The organism is Microbulbifer sp. Q7, from assembly GCF_001639145.1.
Lineage (GTDB): Bacteria > Pseudomonadota > Gammaproteobacteria > Pseudomonadales > Cellvibrionaceae > Microbulbifer.
Window position 1 is genome coordinate 1,385,953 of record NZ_LROY01000001.1, and the last position, 19,813, is coordinate 1,405,765.

Consider the following 19,813-nt stretch of genomic DNA (forward strand, 5'->3'; position numbering starts at 1 on the left):
GGTTCCAGCTCAGAAGTTGGTCCGGTGGCGGCCAATCACTGGGGATGGGGTTTCAGGACCGCTGTGAATACATCCCTGTACGCTTCGTCGGCAACATCCCTGTTGCCGACGATCCTGAAACCCCATCCCCAGCGCTTGGCCTTCACCCTCTAGCCCGTAGCTTCGCCACTTCACCTGCTTCGGGGCAGAAAACCAACAAAGCTTGAAAACCCGCCGCTTGCCCGCAAATTAAAGATCAGCACTAGAATGTATTCGTCATTGTGTTTCCGCGCGTCGCTTCTTCCTTTTGGCGACGCGTCAATGATCAGGAGAGGGCAACTGCACCATGCGCATCGACCGGATGACCAACCCCCTACAGGCCGCCATTGCTGACGCACAATCGATTGCTGTCGGGCGCGACCACAACCAGATTTATCCCGAACATTTGCTGCAGGCACTGCTCGACCAGTCCAATGGCAGTGTTACCGCCTTTCTGAATCAGGCCGGCTTCAATATCAACGGCCTGCGCAACGATTTGGCCAAGCGTCTCGACAGCCTGCCAACCGTGGGAACGCCCACCGGCGATGTAGGCATGTCCCAGGAGCTGATGCGGCTGTTTAACCTGGCGGACAAAAAAGCACAGAAACACGGCGACAGTTTTATCGCCAGCGAAACGGTTTTACTCGCGGCCTTCGACCCTGCCGCCGGCGAGGTTTCTAAAATCCTGAACGCGCATGGTGACCTGAAGCATCTGCAGGACGCCATTACCAAAATCCGCGGCGATGAAAAGGTCAACGACCCGCAGGCGGAAGAGGCGCGCCAGGCCCTGGATAAATACACCATGGACCTGACCGCCCGCGCGGAAGCGGGCAAACTGGATCCGGTGATTGGCCGCGATGACGAAATTCGCCGCACTATTCAGGTGTTGCAGCGTCGCACCAAAAATAATCCGGTACTGATCGGTGAGCCTGGTGTGGGTAAAACCGCCATCGTGGAAGGCCTGGCCCAGCGCATCGTCAATGGCGAAGTCCCCGAAGGGTTGAAAGACAAGCGCCTGCTTTCTCTCGATCTCGGATCGCTGCTGGCGGGTGCCAAGTTTCGTGGTGAATTCGAAGAGCGCCTGAAAGCGGTACTGAACGAGCTCTCCAAACAGGAGGGGCGCGTCATCCTGTTCATCGACGAATTGCACACCATGGTCGGCGCCGGCAAGGCGGAAGGGGCCATGGATGCGGGCAATATGCTCAAGCCCGCGCTGGCACGCGGTGAGCTGCATTGCGTGGGCGCGACCACCCTGAATGAATACCGCCAGTACATCGAGAAAGATGCAGCACTGGAGCGGCGCTTCCAGAAAGTACTGGTCGATGAGCCCAGTGAGGAAGATACCATCGCAATTCTGCGTGGCCTCAAGGAGCGCTATGAGGTGCACCATGGCGTGGACATCACCGACTCCGCCATCATCGCTGCCACCAAGCTGTCGCAGCGTTACATTACCGACCGCCAGTTGCCGGACAAGGCCATCGACCTGATCGACGAGGCCGCCAGCCGTATTCGCATGGAAATCGACTCCAAGCCAGAGGAAATGGACAAGCTGGAGCGCCGCCTGATTCAGCTCAAGATCGAGCGGGAAGCGGTGAAAAAAGACAAGGACGACGAAGCCGCTAAAAAACGCCTGGAAAAGCTCGAGCAAGACATCGACGGTATCGAAAAGGAATATGCCGACCTGGAGGAAATCTGGAAGGCGGAAAAAGCCAAGCTTGCCGGTAGCGCCGACGTCAAGAACAAACTGGAACAGGCCAAGCTGGACATGGATGCGGCGCGCCGCGCGGGGGACCTGACGCGGATGTCCGAGATCCAGTACGGTGTGATTCCCCAGCTGGAACAGCAGCTGAAACTGGCATCGGACACCAGTGATACCAGTGACAACCAGCTGCTGCGCAATCGTGTCACCGACGAGGAAGTGGCTGAGGTGGTTTCCCGCTGGACCGGTATCCCGGTGTCAAAAATGCTCGAAGGTGAGCGCGAGAAGTTGCTGAAAATGGAAGGTGCTCTGCACGACCGGGTAATCGGTCAGGATGAAGCCGTGGTGGCGGTGTCCAACGCCGTGCGCCGTTCTCGCGCCGGGCTTGCGGATCCCAACCGGCCCAATGGCTCCTTCCTGTTCCTCGGCCCCACCGGTGTCGGCAAGACGGAGTTGTGCAAGGCGTTGGCAGAATTCCTGTTTGATACCGAAGACGCCATGGTGCGCATCGACATGTCCGAGTTTATGGAAAAGCACTCGGTCGCGCGCCTGATCGGCGCGCCTCCCGGTTATGTGGGGTATGAGGAAGGTGGCTATCTCACCGAGGCGGTGCGCCGTAAACCCTATTCGGTACTGCTGCTGGACGAAGTGGAAAAAGCCCACCCGGATGTTTTCAACATTCTGCTGCAGGTACTGGAAGATGGCCGCCTGACCGATGGCCAAGGGCGCACCGTGGACTTCCGCAACACCGTTGTGGTGATGACGTCGAATCTGGGCTCGGATCTGATCCAGAAATACGCCAGCGCCAAGGACGATGACGAAGTGGACAGCGAAATCCACTACCGCCAGATGAAGGCTGCGGTGATGGATGTCGTGGGCACGCACTTCCGCCCCGAGTTTATCAACCGCATCGACGAAGTGGTGGTGTTCCACCCGCTGGACCGCGCCGAAGTGCGCTCGATTGCAGAGATACAGCTGCAGAACCTGCGCAATCGCCTGGCGGACCGGGATCTCAAGTTCGAGATATCCGAAGAGCTGCTGAACAAGCTGGCCGATGTGGGGTTCGACCCGGTATACGGTGCGCGGCCGCTGAAGCGTGCCATCCAGATGTGGTTGGAAAACCCCCTGGCCCAGGATGTGCTCTCCGGAAAATTCGTACCCGGTGATACCATTCACGCGACATTGGAAGGGGATAAACCGGTTTTTGAAAAGTAGCTCGAAGGAAGTTGTGAAGGTGGCGGTATCGGGTAGCAACTTGTGAGACCTTCAAAAACAGGATGTTTTTGCAGAGCCCCCAGGGATGGGTTTACGGCGTGTCTCACAAGTTGCTCCCCGGTAGCGCCTCCGCCACCTGCAAGGAAACGAAGTACTTACGCCCCAATGGATTTGATATATGGCACTGGCACGGCAGTTTTTTAACCGGCGCATGCTGTGGATGCTGCTGGGCTGCCTGCTGGTGTTTGGCGGCATCTTCGGTGTCAAATTCTTTGGCAAGACCATGATGAACCAGGCACTGGACAACATGGCTTTGCCGCCTGCTACTGTGACCTCCGCTCCCGCACAGCAGCAGCGCTGGCAGAACACCCTGAGCGCCGTTGGCAGCCTGCGCGCGGTTAATGGCGTGGATGTGACGACCCAGGCCCAGGGAGAAGTCAAAGCCATCTATTTTGAATCCGGTCAGGAAGTAAAAAAGGGTACTGTGCTTGCGGAGCTGGCCGCGGCGCCCGAGACGGCGCAGATCGAAGTGCTGGAAGCCGAGCAACGTCTGGCGCAGCGGGATTTCAAACGCATTTCCGAGTTGTACGAAAAAGGGGTGGCGACCCTGCGCGAACTGGATCAGGCCCAAGCCAGCCTGGATCAGGTAATGGCCAGCCTCGCAGTGCAGCGTGCCACCATTCGCGAGCGCACCATCATTGCCCCTTTTTCCGGTCAGCTCGGTATTCGCCAGATTGACCTGGGACAGAACGTTGCCCCTGGCGATGCGGTGGTCTCACTGCAGCAACTGCAGCCCATATTTGTCGATTTCTCCCTCGCCGAGCAGGATTTCTCCCGGGTAAAACAAGGGCAGGAAATTGCCCTGTCTGTCACCGCCGTTCCGGATAACGCCTTTTCTGGTCAAATCACCGCGATCAATCCCGCCGTTGATCCGCGCAACCGCACCTTCGTTTTACAAGGGACGCTGGAAAACAGCGAGCGACGGTTGCGCCCGGGCATGTTCGCGGAGGTTTCCGTGAAAGTGGAAAACTTCCGCAGCGTGATTGTGGTGCCGCGCACGGCAATCAGCTATGCGCCCTATGGCAATTCAATTTTTGTTATTCGCAAAGCGGACAAAGCCACCTGGAAAAAAGCGAACGCGGGCGCGATCAATCGCCAGGGAAAAGAAATCCCACCTCCAGACTGGATTGCCATCAAGCGGTTTGTGAAGACCGGCGAGGTGCGCGGCGACCTGATCGAGATTACCGAGGGGGTAGCGGCCGGTGAGCAGGTGGCAACCAGTGGGCTGCTCAAGTTACGCAACGAAGGTGCGGTGATCATTAACAATGAGAATCCGCCACCGGATGCATTGGCGCCACAGCCAGATAACCGTTAGAGCCCCTGAATCTGGCAAGGATGCCGTGTGAATTTTACCGATATCTTTATTCGCAAACCGGTACTGGCCTGTGTAGTCAGCCTGTTTATTTTCCTGCTTGGCCTGCGCTCTGCGGCCGAATTGAACGTGCGGCAGTATCCGGAACTGGAAAACGCGGTCATCACGGTCACTACGGTGTACGTGGGTGCGGATTCGGACCTGGTGCAGGGTTTCATCACCACCCCGCTGGAGCAGGAAATCGCCAGTGCCGATGGCCTCGATTACATCGTTTCCACCAGCGTACAGGGTGCGTCGGTGATTCAGGCGTACGTGCGCCTCGACTACGATCCCAACGAAGTACTCACCCAGGTTGTGGCCAAGGTTAACAAGCTGCGCAATGAGCTGCCGCTGGAGTCGGAGGATTCCACGGTCGACCTCGCCGTGGGTGAGACGATCGCCGCGATGTACCTGTCTTTTTCCTCGGAGATCCTGGATAACAACGAGATCACCGATTACATCACCCGCGTGGTGCAACCCAAGCTTTCGACGGTTGCCGGCGTGCAGCGCGCGACATTACTGGGAAACCGCACCTTTGCCATGCGTATCTGGTTGCGGCCGGACGCCATGGCGGCACAGGGGGTCACCCCCGGTGATGTGAGCAGCGCGCTGCGTCAAAACAATGTGCTCGCCGCCGTCGGCAAGACCAAGGGCACAATGGTGGCCATCGATATTCGGGCGGATACCGATATTGCGTCAGAATCCGAATTTCGCAAGCTGGTGGTGCGTGCCGATGGGGATCAGCTGGTGCGTCTTGAAGATGTCGCCGAGGTGGAGCTGGGCTCGGAGTCTTACGACACCTCGGTAACCTTTAACGGGCGTTCGGCGACGTTTGTCGCGGTCGAAGTTGCACCCGATGCCAATGCGCTGGATGTGATTGCCGCGGTGCGGGAAAAGCTGCATGGAGAGATTTTTCCACAGCTGCCCGAGGGGATGATCGGCGATATTCCCTATGACAGCACCGAATACATCCAGGACTCCATTAACGAGGTGATCAAGACCATCGCCGAGGCGGTGTTGATTGTCATCGTGGTCATCTACCTGTTCCTGGGCTCCCTGCGCAGTGTAATCATTCCCGCCCTGGCGGTGCCCCTGTCGCTGGTGGGTGCCCTGTTCCTCATGCTGTTGATGGGTTTTTCCATCAACCTGCTTACCTTGTTGGCCATGGTGCTGGCCATCGGCATCGTGGTGGATGATGCGATCATTGTGCTGGAGAACGTGCACCGGCATATCGAGGAGGGAATGACGCCGCAGGATGCTGCGCTGCAGGGTGCGCGCGAGTTGTCGTGGCCGATTGTGGCAATGACCACTACCCTGATCGCGGTTTATCTGCCCATCGGCTTTCTCGGCGGCCTGACCGGTACACTGTTTGTGGAGTTTGCCTTTTCCCTGGCCGGCGCCGTGCTGCTGTCTGGTGTGGTGGCGCTTACCCTGTCGCCGATGATGGCGGCGCGGGTGTTACGCCCGCGGGACGGCAAGCGCAGTAATCGCCTGGAGGCCTGGCTGGAAGGGCGGCTGGACAGGCTGGAGTCCGGCTACCGCCGGCGCCTGCACGGCGCGCTGGATGATCGCCTGGTGATCCTGATTTTCGGCATGATTGTGTTTGCCAGCTGTTATTTCCTGTTCATAACATCCCCGAGCGAGCTGGAGCCGAAAGAAGACCGCGGATTTGTGTTGGGGATTGCCAAGGCGGATTCCTTTGCCACCATCGACTACCTCGAGCAGTACACCAGTGAAATCAACGGCGTGCGCGACCGTCATCCTGAAGTGGAAAACCTGTTTCTGCTGAATGGTGTGGGCGGCTCCGGGGACAGTAGCAACAGTGCCATTGCCGGCTTTGTGCTGTCATCCTGGAACAAGCGGGATAAAGACACGCAGGAAATGCAGGCGCTGATCAACAGCGAGGTCTCACAAATTGCCGGTCTTAAGACAGCGACCTTTGTGCCACCCAGCCTGCCCACCGCCGGTGGTAATTTGCCGGTGGAGTTCGTCATCGGAACAACCGAGCCCATTGCCAGCCTCGCCGGATTTGCCGAGGAAATCATGGGCAAGGCGTTGGCGAGCCGGAAGTTCATCTTTCTCGACTCGGATCTGAAGCTGGATAAGCCTCGCCTGTCGGTGGTGATTGACCGCGATAAGGCGGCGTCTATCGGTGTCACCATGGCCGATGTCGCGCGGGAACTGGGGGCGATGATGTCCGGCGCCTACACCAACCGCTTCTCGCTGGAGAACCGCAGCTACAAGGTGATTCCCCAGGTGGTGCGGGCAGATCGCCTCAGCGGGGATCAACTCAAGCAGTACTACATTCGCGCCGGGGACGGGACCCTGGTGCCGCTGTCGACTCTGGTGCGTTTGCGGGAGACCGTGGAACCCCAGCAGCTGAAACGCTTCCAGCAGCTCAACGCGGTGACCATTTCCGGCGTGCCGCGACCGGGCATTCCACTGGGGGAGGCGCTGGCGGTGCTGGAGTCCGCCGCGGCGGAAGTGCTGCCGAGAGAATATTCCACGGATTACTCCGGTCAGTCTCGCCAGTACAAGAATGAAGGGTCGGATCTGCTACTCACGTTTGCGTTTGCGCTCATCGTGATTTACCTGGTGCTCGCCGCCCAGTTCGAATCCTGGCGGGATCCGCTCATCATGCTGGTGACGGTGCCGATGAGTGTGTGCGGGGCCATGATCTTCGTCAGTCTGGGTCTGACCACACTGAACATCTATACCCAGGTGGGGCTGGTGACCCTGATCGGGGTGATCTCCAAGCACGGAATTCTGATTGTGGAATTTGCCAATCAGCTGCAACTGCGCGGCAGGAGTAAACGCGAAGCCATTGAAGAGGCGTCGAGTATTCGCCTGCGCCCGATCCTGATGACGACCGCGTCACTGGTATTGGCCATGGTGCCCCTGTTGATTGCCGCCGGGCCGGGTGGCGGAGCGCGGTTTGCCATGGGGCTGGTGGTGGCCGCAGGGATGACAATCGGCACCCTGTTTACATTGTTTGTGGTACCGGCAATGTATCTTTATCTGGGGCGCGACTTTGGCGCGGCAGGCACACACAGTGAAGGCGGCCTGGCTTCGGACACATGAAGAGTTGCCTGGGATATGTGCGGTGCAAGTGCATTGTCTCTACCGGACTTGATGCCTGGTCTACACTTCACGTTGCAAAAATATCAGTGAGGATAGATTGATGGCATTCAGGCTCGGCTGGTCGCAATTGGCAAACGGATTGTTTCGATTTGGCGCTTGGAGCGTTGCATGTGCGATGCTCGGGCTCGCCACATCGGCCGTGGCGCAAGAATCTGAGAAGTCGCTTTCTGATATTGAAAAACCTTTTCCAAGCCAGGTATTTTTTGGCGATACACACTTGCACACAGATATTTCTGTGGATGCTGGCACAATGAACCGGCTGGGGCAGGAAGCGGCCTTTCGCTTCGCTCGTGGCGAAGAGGTGAAGACCACGCACGGGCTGAAGGCGAAACTGCGGAGACCACTGGACTTTCTCGTGATTGCCGATCATGCGGAAATGTACGGATTGATGCCGAGATTGCTCGCTGGTGATAAAGAAATCCTAGCGACCGAAAAAGGGCAGCGGTGGTACGAAATGTTGCGCGGTGGGGATCGCGAGAGTACGTTCAAAGCGGCAATGGAAATTGTGGCGTCACTCCAGGAAAAGGAGCCGCCATTCAGTAGCGAAAAAATTGTCCGGGATTCGTGGCATGCTTATACCGCACTTGCGGATCAGTATAATCAGCCAGGTAAATTCACTGCCATTATTGGCTATGAATGGACGGCGATTGGGGGATACAACTTGCATCGGAATGTTTTGTTTCGCGGTGGGGCAAGTTCCGCAAACAACACGGTGCCCTTCTCACAATTCGATAGTCAAAACCCCGAGGACCTCTGGCGTGCCTTGGCTGCATTTGAGCGCAAGCACGGTGAGCGTGTGATCGCCATTCCTCACAATGGAAATCTCAGTAACGGACGTATGTTTACGGTAGAAAACTTCGATGGCTCTCCGCTGTCTCGGCAGATGGCGGAGTTACGTGCGCGGTTTGAGCCGATTGTAGAAGTTACCCAAATTAAAGGCGATGGCGAGGCCCATCCAATGCTTTCACCGGGTGATGAGTTTGCTGGTTACGAAATTTGGGATGCGGCAAACCTGGATGGAACTGAAAGGAAAAAGCCGGAGATGTTGCGTTGGGAGTATGCTCGGGAGGCATTGAAAACTGGCTTGATGCTGGATAAGACGCTGGGAGTGAACCCTTATAAGTTTGGCATGATCGGCAGTACGGACGCACATACCAGCCTAGCGGCAGTTGAGGAAGATAATTTTTTCGGCAAACACTCCGGAGTAGAGCCAGAGCCTGGTCGTTGGGAGCACATGGTTATTGAGGCGCCAGACCCGGAGCTCACCATTTATGGCTGGCAAATGGCATCCTCGGGCTACGCAGCCGTATGGGCGGAAGAAAATACGCGCGAGGCGCTGTTTGACGCTATGGTGCGCAAAGAGACCTATGCGACGACGGGTTCGCGCATGGTCGTGCGGTTTTTTGGTGGCTGGGATTTTACCTCCGCCGATGCGGATAAAGGGTCTATTGCCGAGAGGGGGTATACAAAAGGTGTGCCGATGGGGGCCGATTTACCCAAGGCGAGTGCGCAGGGCGCCCCAAGTTTTCTGGTGGCCGCGATGAAAGATCCGATTGGCGGGAACTTGGATCGGATCCAGATCGTCAAGGGGTGGCAGGATAAGAACGGCGTATTGAAAGAAAAAGTTTACGATGTGGTGTGGAGCGGTAAACGGAAACCCTCCCGGGACGGGCGTATTCCGGCGGTGGGCAATACGGTCGATGTTGCCAATGCGACCTGGCAGAACACTATTGGAGAAAAGGAGCTCCGGGCCGTGTGGCGTGACCCTGAATTTGATCCAGCCGAAATGGCGTTTTATTACGCGCGAGTGATTGAAATTCCGACGCCACGCTGGACCGCATATGAAGCTAAACGGTTTGGAGTGAAGATGGGGAAGGACGTGCCGATGGTGACCACGGAGCGCGCCTACACGTCGCCGATCTGGTATTCACCAATACGTTGAGCCATGCTCTCACGCCTACATGGCCTTGTTGGTGCCGCGAGGAAACAGGTGCGCCAACCGGTTCGACGTTAGCTAGCACCCGACCGGGGCAGCGTTGTTAGCAGCTAGCCAGTAAATCTTTGGTCTGTTTAATACGCTGCTGTCGCTCTTCTTCCGGCAATACCCGGTAATTGCCACTGGCATCCACTTCGCGAACCCGCGCATGGCGCTCCAGTTCCTGAAGCCGCTGTTGGGCACTGCGGCAGCGCTGCTCGCGGGCGGCCATCTCGGCCTCACCAGAATCGGTGTTTTCTGCAGGCTGCACTGTCTGCTCCGCTGTCTGGTTGTTATCCGCTTTGGCGGCGGTGGTCATTTTGCGCTGGGCCAACAGCGCCTGCTGCTCTTCCTGCCACTTTTTGTAGCGCTCGGACTTCGGCGCTTTTACCACTTCCACCTCCTCTTGCTGGGGCGGCTGAGAGCCAAAGTGCACCACGCCGTTCTCATCGACCCATTTGTAGATACCGTCCGCCTGGGCCGCCGTGGCCAGCAAGCTCAGGGTGAAACACAGCGTAGTAACAGTGGTGCGCATGGGGTATGTCGCCTTGATCAGTGAATGTTCTTGTTATGCCGGTAGGCAGGGGGCTGGCGCGAAATCGCCCCCGTGCGTCCATTGTAACGGTCAGGGGCAGGGATCTCGCAACCCAGTTAACAGTTTGTGTAGCAGTTTACTGCCGGAGGTCCGGTTAGTGGTGTTCATTGGTTGACACACGGGTCACAAACTGGACAATTTGTCGCTCACTCGGCGAAGTAGATGTCCCCGCAACACCCTGCGGTCCGCACTCTCCCCGGTGGGTTAAGCACCCGCCACCTCCTGCCGAGGAGGTCCTCCCCATCTGGAGGCCTTGGTGCCCGCGATCCGGTTCCGCTACCGGCCGGGGACCGCGCAGATTTTGCGTTGCCGTTAAGCCATCCTAAAAAACGGACTAAATCTGCGTTTAAGGCTGATATTTATCACGCTTTTCCTTTAGAATCGCCGTCTGGCTTTCGCGCAGTCCGGCTATTCTGTGGTTATTGGATGATGCGGATCCTAAGAATTGGGAAATTTTGAGGGGGCTCAAGTGGAATTACTCTCCGGCGGCGATATGTTGGTTCGCGCGCTGCAGGATGAAGGGGTTGACCTGATATTCGGTTACCCCGGCGGTTCGGCACTTCATATATACGATGCCATCTTTCGCCAGAAGGGCATCAAGCACCTGCTGGTGCGGCATGAACAGGGGGCAACCCACGCTGCGGACGGTTACGCCCGCGCGACGGGCAAGACCGGCGTGGTGCTGGTGACCTCTGGCCCGGGTGCAACCAATGCCATCACCGGCATTGCCACTGCCTATATGGACTCCATCCCGATGGTGGTGATTTCCGGTCAGGTACCTTCCGACAAGATCGGCGAGGATGCCTTCCAGGAAACCGATATGGTGGGCTGTTCCCGTCCGATCGTGAAGCACAGCTTTCTGGTCAAAAAAGCGGAAGATATCCCCGAGATCGTCAAGAAGGCGTTCTATATCGCGTCCACCGGTCGTCCTGGCCCGGTAGTGATCGATGTCCCCAAAGACATCACCAACCCGGTGGATCGCTATCCCTATCAATATCCGGAAAAAATGCGCATGCGCTCGTATACCCCGGCGGGTAAGGGGCATACGGGTCAGATTCGCAAAGCGGTGGCGTTGCTGCTCTCCGCCAAGCGTCCGGTCATCTACGCTGGCGGTGGGGTTATTCAGGGTGACGGCTCAGCGCTGCTCTGCGAGCTGGCTCAGCGTCTGAACTATCCGGTAACCAATACCCTGATGGGGCTTGGGGCTTACCCGGGGACGGACAAGCGCTTCCTGGGGATGCTGGGTATGCACGGCACCTTCGAAGCCAATACGGCGATGCATCACGCCGACGTCATTCTCGCCGTAGGCGCGCGCTTCGATGATCGGGTAACCAATACCCCGAGCAAATTCTGTCCGGGCGCCAAGGTGATTCACATTGATGTGGACCCGGCTTCTATTTCCAAAACCATCACCGCCGATGTACCTATTGTGGGTACCGTGCAGTCGGTGCTGAAGGAAATGCTGGAGATGCTGAAGGCTTCCAGGGAGATGCCGGATCAGTCGGCCATTGTGGATTGGTGGCGACAGATCGATGACTGGCGTGAACGTCATGGCCTGTACACCGCACCGCGCTATCGCACCGACGGCGACATGATTATGCCGCAAGAGGTGATCAGTGCCGTGCACCAGATCACCAAAGGCGACGCCTACGTCACCTCGGATGTGGGCCAGCACCAGATGTTTGCCGCCCAGTACTATCTGTTCGACAAGCCGCGCCGCTGGATCAACTCCGGTGGCCTCGGCACCATGGGTTTTGGCTTGCCCGCCGCCCTGGGGGTGAAGGCTGCGTATCCCGATGCCGAGGTGGTCTGTGTGACCGGCGAGGGCAGTATCCAGATGTGTATCCAGGAGCTGTCCACGGCAACACAATACAATCTGCCCGTGAAAATCCTGTGCCTGAACAATCAGGCCCTGGGCATGGTAAAGCAGTGGCAGGAAATGCAGTACGAAGGGCGCCTGTCCAACAGCGTCTATGAGGATTCCCTGCCCGACTTTATCAAGCTGGCGGAGGCCTACGGGCATCTCGGTATGAAGATCGAGCATCGCGACGAGCTGCACGGCAAGCTGGAGGAGGCGTTCGCGATCAAGGACCGCACCGTGTTTATCGATGTTTACGTCGATCCAACCGAGCACGTCTATCCCATGCAGGTGATGCCGAGTGGCTCCATGCGGGATATGTGGCTCAGTAAGACGGAACGGACGTAAAGGGAGGTAAACACCAATGCGCAGAATCATTTCAGTTCTGATGGAGAACGAGCCGGGAGCCTTGTCGCGGGTGGTTGGTCTGTTTTCCCAGCGGGGCTATAACATCGAAAGTCTCACCGTAGCACCGACCGAGGATTCGACGTTATCGCGTCTGACACTGACCACGATTGGCGACGATCACAAGATCGAGCAGATCACCAAGAATCTGAACAAATTGATCGATGTGGTGAAACTGGTGGACCTCACTGAGGGGTCTCACATTGAGCGCGAACTGCTGCTGGTGAAGGTGCGCGCTACCGGTGCCCAGCGCGACGAAGTCAAGCGCAGTGTCGATATATTCCGCGGCCAGATCGTGGATGTCACCAGCAACATGTATACGGTGCAGGTATCCGGCACCAGCGAAAAACTGGACGCCTTCTTACAGGCGCTGGGTGAGCACACCATTATGGAAGTAGTTCGTTCCGGTGTCTCGGGGATCGCCCGCGGCGAGAAAGTCCTCAGCGTTTGAAGGTTGTCTGAACAAATTGCAGCTGAATATTCAGCGTGAATTGACTGTTAAAAGCACACAAAACAGGAAGTAAGTTATGCACGTTTATTACGATAAAGATTGTGATCTCTCTTTGATCAAGTCCAAGACTGTTGCCATCATTGGCTACGGCTCCCAGGGGCATGCACATGCCAACAACCTGAAAGACTCCGGCGTGAGCAATGTTGTGGTAGGTCTGCGCAAGGGTTCTGCTTCTTGGGCCAAGGCTGAAAAAGCGGGCCTGCGTGTGGCCGAAGTTACCGACGCGGTCAAGGATGCAGACGTTGTCATGATCCTGACTCCGGACGAGTATCAGGCGGCGGTCTACCGTGATCAGGTTGCCCCGAACCTTAAGCCCGGCGCCGCTCTGGCCTTTGCGCATGGTTTTAACGTGCATTTTGAGCTGATCGAGCCGCCGAAGGACGTGGACGTCATCATGATCGCGCCGAAAGGACCGGGCCATACCGTGCGCTCCACCTACCTGGAAGGGGGCGGTGTACCGACCCTGATCGCGGTTTATCAGAATGCTTCCGGTAGCGCCAAAGAATTGGCCCTGTCTTACGCTTCCGCGAATGGCGGTGGCCGTTCCGGCATTATCGAAACCAACTTCCGTGAAGAGACGGAAACCGACCTGTTCGGCGAGCAGGCAGTACTCTGTGGTGGTGTCTCTGCCCTGGTTCAGGCGGGCTTCGAGACCCTGACCGAAGCTGGCTACGCCCCGGAAATGGCGTACTTCGAATGTCTGCACGAGCTGAAGCTGATTGTTGACCTGATGTATCAGGGTGGCATTGCGGATATGCGTTACTCTATCTCCAATACCGCGGAGTACGGCGATTACGTGACAGGCCCGCGTATTGTGACCGAAGAGACCAAAGCAGAAATGAAGCGTGTGCTGAAAGATATTCAGACCGGCAAGTTCGCCAAGGACTTCATGCTGGAATCACTCGCCGGTCAGCCTCGCCTGAAGGCGGAACGCCGTATTGGTAGCGAGCACCAGATCGAAGAGGTGGGCGCCAAACTGCGTTCGATGATGCCCTGGATCAAGGCGAACAAGATCATCGACAAGACCGAGGGCAACAGCTAAACGCGGGCCTTTCGGGAGAAAGCGGCGGGACTTTATAGTCCCGCCGCTTTTTTTTTGGCGCTTCGCCACTGTACACTCCTTGCCATGTAACCAATTCCAGCTTTGAAGGAAGCTTGTATGAGTGAGAAGAAGGACGCCCGTATGGAAGGTTCGCGGCCCGATGAAGAAATTCGTCTGCCAGTGGATGAGCACGTTGAAGAAGAGGTCTCCGCGAACGGTAAGAAGGTCAGGGCGAAAGGTGTTTACTTGCTGCCAAACCTGATCACTACCGGCGCATTGTTCAGTGGCTTCTACGCGATCATTGCTGGTATGAATGGGAATTTTGAAGCTGCCGCCATTGCCATTTTCGCGGCCATGATCCTCGATGGCCTGGATGGCCGCGTTGCCCGCCTGACCGATACCCAGAGTGCGTTCGGCGTTCAGTACGATTCGCTGTCGGATATGGTGTCGTTCGGTTTGGCGCCTGCTCTTGTCGTGTTTAGCTGGGGGCTCGGGCCTCTGGGCAAACTCGGCTGGGCAGCGGCGTTTCTTTACGTCGCGTGCGCCGCGCTGCGGCTCGCTCGCTTCAATACGCAGGTTGATAGCGTGGACAAAGGGGTCTTTATCGGACTTGCCAGCCCCACGGCGGCCGCGATTGTTGCCAGTATGGTCTGGGCCGGGCACGACGCCGAGATTGGTGTGGGGCTGGGCACGGTAGCAGCGCTGGTCACCGTGGCGGCGGGACTGCTTATGGTGTCGAACTTCCACTACACGAGCTTCAAAAAGCTCGATTTCAAGGGGCGGGTCCCGTTTGTGATGATGTTGGTCATCATCCTTGTGTTTAGCTTGGTGACTATAGATCCACCAAGGGTCTTGTTGGTTATTGCCATCCTTTACACTTTCTCGGGCCCCGCGGTCTGGGCATGGGGCGCTATGCGCGGGCGCAAGAAGGGGGTTGAGACCAGTGCGGATGCCGCTGGCGCGGCGCATGAGTCCCCCCTGGGCGCTGACTCCAAGCCTGACACCAAGCCGGCCGATCCAGAGTAAGTAGTTTCCCGCCGGCCCATCGTTGGGTGATTGGCCGGCTATTCCTCTCCGGCCGTTTGGCAGTTCTCCTCATTGACACTATTCTGAAGGAATCCCCCGTGCGAAAGTGGCGGGCTGCACTTGGTGGCCCTCCAACCTTTGTCGCTTCAAAACCTGCTCGGGGCGATGATTTCAAGTTTTTTGAGAAAATGCTTGCGAAGCCCGGAATGGGCTCGTATAGTTCGCGCCCTCGCTGCTTGAGCGGCAACGCAAAACGCGGCGAGGTGGCAAGCTAAGCTTTTGATTTTCAACGAGTTTTCTCGGAAAAAGAATTTCAAAAAAGAGCTTGCCAATCGAGATTGGCGCCATATAATGCGCGTCCTTCTCGGGGTCACCGACCAGGTGAGCGAGGCTTTGAAGGGCGTTGATTTTCAACGGTTTCAAGCTTCAAAAAAGTCTGCAAAAAAGCACTTGCTTCAGCAGATTGGATGTGTAAAATGCGTATCCCACAGTGAGGGCCGAGAGCCACGCTGAGTTGTTTAAAAATTCGATCAAGCAATATGTGTGGGTACTTGCGGAGCGACGGATCGACATCTGGTCTCGATCAGAAATAGCTTTATCGGAAGCAAGTAACTCATGTCAATGAATTACGTAATTAGGCTCTTCGGATCCGAGTTTTTTCCGAGCAAGACTTAAGTCTGCTGTGGGAGCCTTTTTCCGGTTCCCGTGAGCATCGGGCGACTCTTTAAACTGAAGAGTTTGATCATGGCTCAGATTGAACGCTGGCGGCAGGCCTAACACATGCAAGTCGAGCGCGACCGGTCCTTCGGGACTTATTAGAGCGGCGGACGGGTGAGTAATGCATAGGAATCTGCCCAGTAGTGGGGGATAGCCCGGGGAAACCCGGATTAATACCGCATACGGCCTACGGGAGAAAGCAGGGGATCTTCGGACCTTGCGCTATTGGATGAGCCTATGTCGGATTAGCTTGTTGGTGGGGTAATGGCCCACCAAGGCGACGCTCCGTAGCTGGTCTGAGAGGATGATCAGCCACACTGGGACTGAGACACGGCCCAGACTCCTACGGGAGGCAGCAGTGGGGAATATTGCACAGTGGGGGAAACCCTGATGCAGCCATGCCGCGTGTGAAGAAGGCCTTCGGGTTGTAAAGCACTTTCAGTAGGGAGGAAGGCCTGTAAGTTAATACCTTGCAGGATTGACGTTACCTACAGAAGAAGCACCGGCTAACTCCGTGCCAGCAGCCGCGGTAATACGGAGGGTGCAAGCGTTAATCGGAATTACTGGGCGTAAAGCGCGTGTAGGCGGTTAGTTAAGCTGGATGTGAAAGCCCTGGGCTCAACCTGGGAACTGCATTCAGTACTGGCTGGCTAGAGTACGAGAGAGGGTAGTGGAATTTCCTGTGTAGCGGTGGAATGCGTAGATATAGGAAGGAACATCAGTGGCGAAGGCGACTGCCTGGCTCGATACTGACGCCGAGGTGCGAAAGCGTGGGGAGCAAACAGGATTAGATACCCTGGTAGTCCACGCCGTAATCGATGTCTACTAGTCGTAGGGTTCCTTGAGGACTTTGTGACGCCGCTAACGCAATAAGTAGACCGCCTGGGGAGTACGGCCGCAAGGTTAAAACTCAAATGAATTGACGGGGGCCCGCACAAGCGGTGGAGCCTGTGGTTTAATTCGAAGCAACGCGAAGAACCTTACCAGGGCTTGACATCCAGAGAACTTTCTAGAGATAGATTGGTGCCTTCGGGAACTCTGTGACAGGTGCTGCATGGCTGTCGTCAGCTCGTGTCGTGAGATGTTGGGTTAAGTCCCGTAACGAGCGCAACCCTTGTCCTTTGTTGCCAGCACGTAATGGTGGGAACTCAAAGGAGACTGCCGGTGACAAACCGGAGGAAGGTGGGGACGACGTCAAGTCATCATGGCCCTTACGTCCTGGGCTACACACGTGCTACAATGGTTGGTACAGACGGTCGCTAAGCCGCGAGGTGGAGCTAATCCGAAAAAACCAATCGTAGTCCGGATCGGAGTCTGCAACTCGACTCCGTGAAGTCGGAATCGCTAGTAATCGTGAATCAGAATGTCACGGTGAATACGTTCCCGGGCCTTGTACACACCGCCCGTCACACCATGGGAGTGGGTTGCTCCAGAAGTGGCTAGTCTAACCTTCGGGGGGACGGTCACCACGGAGTGATTCATGACTGGGGTGAAGTCGTAACAAGGTAGCCCTAGGGGAACCTGGGGCTGGATCACCTCCTTAATCGAAGTTGACCTAGCTTCGCAAGTGCTCACACATATTGCTTGATCGGACTGATGACGTTAGTCAGTTAGGTCGCCACCAGAGGCCTGTAGCTCAGCTGGTTAGAGCGCACCCCTGATAAGGGTGAGGTCGGCAGTTCAAGTCTGCCCAGGCCTACCAATTTGGGGCTATAGCTCAGCTGGGAGAGCGCTTGGTTTGCATCCAAGAGGTCTGCGGTTCGATCCCGCATAGCTCCACCATTCCTTCTTTGACTAACTTCAGAATTCAGAAACCTGGTTTCTTGTCGCAAGATAAGAGTTCAGCTTTCTGATTTTTACATCAGATGCTCTTTAACAAGGTAAAACATTTTGTAGTAATACACTGCAAGGCGAGGTTGAGTACTAACAATGCTCAACATCAATAGAAATGTGTGTCTCTCAAGCACACAATCCGGTGTTTGAATGTCCCTTTTAGCGAAGGGAGGTCGCATTCAAATACATACAACGTGCAGTTGTACTCGCTTATTGTTGTGGAAACATGACGTAAGCGTTAGTCAATGCGCGTCCAGTCGTAAATAGTCGTTTGTGTTGTATGGTCAAGCGACTAAGCGTATACGGTGGATGCCTTGGCAGCTGGAGGCGATGAAGGACGTAGGAGCCTGCGAAAAGTCTAGGGGAGCTGGCACACAAGCTTTGATCCTGGAATGTCCGAATGGGGAAACCCACTCCTTTTAGGAGTATCCCTAACTGAATACATAGGTTAGGGAGGCGAACCCGGGGAACTGAAACATCTAAGTACCCGGAGGAAAAGAAATCAACCGAGATTCCCTGAGTAGCGGCGAGCGAAAGGGGATTAGCCCTTAAGGTCTTTATGTCTTAGTGGAAGGATCTGGAAAGTTCCGCGATACAGGGTGATAGCCCCGTACACGAAAAGGCACATTGATTGAAATCGAGTAGGTCGGGACACGTGTTATCTTGACTGAACATGGGGGGACCATCCTCCAAGGCTAAATACTCCCAGCTGACCGATAGTGAACCAGTACCGTGAGGGAAAGGCGAAAAGAACCCCGGAGAGGGGAGTGAAATAGAACCTGAAACCGTATACGTACAAGCAGTAGGAGCCCTTCGGGGTGACTGCGTACCTTTTGTATAATGGGTCAGCGACTTATTGTCTGTAGCAAGGTTAACCGCATAGGGGAGCCGTAGAGAAATCGAGTCTTAATAGGGCGTTTAGTTGCAGGCAATAGACCCGAAACCCGGCGATCTATCCATGGGCAGGTTGAAGGTTGAGTAACATCAACTGGAGGACCGAACTCACTAATGTTGAAAAATTAGGAGATGACCTGTGGATCGGAGTGAAAGGCTAATCAAGCCGGGAGATAGCTGGTTCTCCTCGAAAGCTATTTAGGTAGCGCCTCGCGTCTCACCCTCGGGGGTAGAGCACTGTTTGGGCTAGGGGGTCATCCCGACTTACCAACCCCATGCAAACTCCGAATACCGAGGAGTGCAATCGCGGGAGACACACGGCGGGTGCTAACGTCCGTCGTGAAAAGGGAAACAACCCAGACCGCCAGCTAAGGTCCCAAATATCAGTTAAGTGGGAAACGATGTGGGAAGGCCCAGACAGCTAGGAGGTTGGCTTAGAAGCAGCCATCCTTTAAAGAAAGCGTAATAGCTCACTAGTCGAGTCGGCCCGCGCGGAAGATATACCGGGGCTCAAACTGATAACCGAAGCTGCGGATGCTCTTAGGAGCATGGTAGAGGAGCGTTGTGTAAGCCGCTGAAGGTGGACTGTGAGGTCTGCTGGAGGTATCACAAGTGCGAATGCTGACATGAGTAACGACAAGGGGGGTGAAAAACCTCCCCGCCGGAAGACCAAGGGTTCCTGTCCAACGCTAATCGGGACAGGGTTAGTCGGCCCCTAAGGCGAGGGCGAAAGCCGTAGTCGATGGGAAACAGGTTAATATTCCTGTACTTGCAATTGCTGCGATGGAGTGACGGAGAAGGCTAGGCCAGCATGGCGATTGGTTGTCCATGTTTAAGGTTGTAGGCTGGGGACTTAGGCAAATCCGGGTCCCTAAGGCTGAGAGCTGATGACGAAGCTTACTTCGGTAAGTGAAGTGGTTGATGCCCTGCTTCCAGGAAAAACTTCTAAGCTTCAGGCAATTGCGAACCGTACTCTAAACCGACACAGGTGGTCAGGGAGAGAATACCAAGGCGCTTGAGAGAACTCTGGTGAAGGAACTAGGCAAAATGGTACCGTAACTTCGGGAGAAGGTACGCCGGTTTTGGTGATGGGACTTGCTCCCTAAGCTGAGGCCGGTCGAAGTGACCAGGTGGCTGCGACTGTTTATAAAAAACATAGCACTCTGCAAACACGTAAGTGGACGTATAGGGTGTCACGCCTGCCCGGTGCCGGAAGGTTAATTGATGGGCTTAGCTTCGGCGAAGCTCTTGATCGAAGCCCCGGTAAACGGCGGCCGTAACTATAACGGTCCTAAGGTAGCGAAATTCCTTGTCGGGTAAGTTCCGTCCTGCACGAATGGCGTAACGATGGCCACGCTGTCTCCACCAGAGACTCAGTGAAATTGAAATCGCTGTTAAGATGCAGTGTACCCGCGGCTAGACGGAAAGACCCCGTGAACCTTTACTACAGCTTTGCACTGAACTTTGAGCCTA

Annotated in this window: 9 protein-coding genes, 2 tRNA genes and 2 rRNA genes; 12 read left to right on the plus strand and 1 reads right to left on the minus strand. The window is 56.1% G+C overall.

All coding sequences use genetic code 11. The features are described from left to right. The first annotated feature begins 325 nt into the window (after positions 1 to 325). From clpB to AU182_RS05665, 4 genes are all read left to right on the plus strand, one after another. Positions 326 to 2,932: an ATP-dependent chaperone ClpB gene (gene clpB / locus AU182_RS05650; RefSeq protein WP_066961814.1), complete on the plus strand. Its 2,607-nt coding sequence runs from the start codon at positions 326 to 328 to the stop codon at positions 2,930 to 2,932. A 178-nt stretch (positions 2,933 to 3,110) separates the two neighbouring features. Beyond that, positions 3,111 to 4,307 carry an efflux RND transporter periplasmic adaptor subunit gene (locus AU182_RS05655; RefSeq protein ID WP_066961817.1) on the plus strand — a complete coding sequence of 399 codons (1,197 nt, stop codon included), beginning with the start codon at positions 3,111 to 3,113 and terminating at the stop codon, positions 4,305 to 4,307. Positions 4,308 to 4,334: 27 nt separating this feature from the next. After that, complete coding sequence (locus AU182_RS05660; protein WP_066961820.1) at positions 4,335 to 7,424, plus strand: efflux RND transporter permease subunit; 3,090 nt, start codon at positions 4,335 to 4,337, stop codon at positions 7,422 to 7,424. A gap of 100 nt (positions 7,425 to 7,524) precedes the next feature. Continuing rightward, positions 7,525 to 9,426 (plus strand): DUF3604 domain-containing protein, encoded by a 1,902-nt coding sequence (locus AU182_RS05665; protein ID WP_227718133.1) that lies wholly within the window; start codon positions 7,525 to 7,527, stop codon positions 9,424 to 9,426. A 97-nt stretch (positions 9,427 to 9,523) separates the two neighbouring features. Here AU182_RS05665 and AU182_RS05670 read toward each other — a convergent pair whose 3' ends face one another. Continuing rightward, positions 9,524 to 9,994, minus strand: a complete 471-nt coding sequence (locus AU182_RS05670) for a DUF4124 domain-containing protein (RefSeq protein ID WP_066961826.1) — start codon at positions 9,992 to 9,994, stop codon at positions 9,524 to 9,526. 529 nt (positions 9,995 to 10,523) lie between these two features. On the opposite strand from AU182_RS05670, the gene AU182_RS05675 reads away from it, so the two are divergent. The 8 genes from AU182_RS05675 to AU182_RS05710 all read left to right on the plus strand — a co-directional run. Continuing rightward, positions 10,524 to 12,260 (plus strand): acetolactate synthase 3 large subunit, encoded by a 1,737-nt coding sequence (locus tag AU182_RS05675; protein WP_066961834.1) that lies wholly within the window; start codon positions 10,524 to 10,526, stop codon positions 12,258 to 12,260. 16 nt (positions 12,261 to 12,276) lie between these two features. Beyond that, entirely contained in the window at positions 12,277 to 12,768 is a 492-nt protein-coding gene (ilvN, locus tag AU182_RS05680) for an acetolactate synthase small subunit (RefSeq protein ID WP_066961837.1), read from the plus strand. Positions 12,769 to 12,844: 76 nt separating this feature from the next. Further along, entirely contained in the window at positions 12,845 to 13,870 is a 1,026-nt protein-coding gene (gene ilvC / locus AU182_RS05685; RefSeq protein WP_066961840.1) for a ketol-acid reductoisomerase, read from the plus strand. Between the two features lie 117 nt (positions 13,871 to 13,987). Further along, on the plus strand, positions 13,988 to 14,896 hold the full coding sequence (pssA, locus tag AU182_RS05690; RefSeq protein ID WP_066961843.1) for a CDP-diacylglycerol--serine O-phosphatidyltransferase: 909 nt from the start codon (positions 13,988 to 13,990) through the stop codon (positions 14,894 to 14,896). Positions 14,897 to 15,622: 726 nt separating this feature from the next. Then, positions 15,623 to 17,156: ribosomal RNA gene (locus tag AU182_RS05695) — 16S ribosomal RNA — on the plus strand. Positions 17,157 to 17,238: 82 nt separating this feature from the next. Further along, positions 17,239 to 17,315 (plus strand) — tRNA-Ile (locus AU182_RS05700). Positions 17,316 to 17,319: 4 nt separating this feature from the next. Then, positions 17,320 to 17,395 (plus strand) — tRNA-Ala (locus AU182_RS05705). Between the two features lie 333 nt (positions 17,396 to 17,728). Continuing rightward, positions 17,729 to 19,813, plus strand: a 23S ribosomal RNA gene (locus AU182_RS05710); the annotation flags it as partial.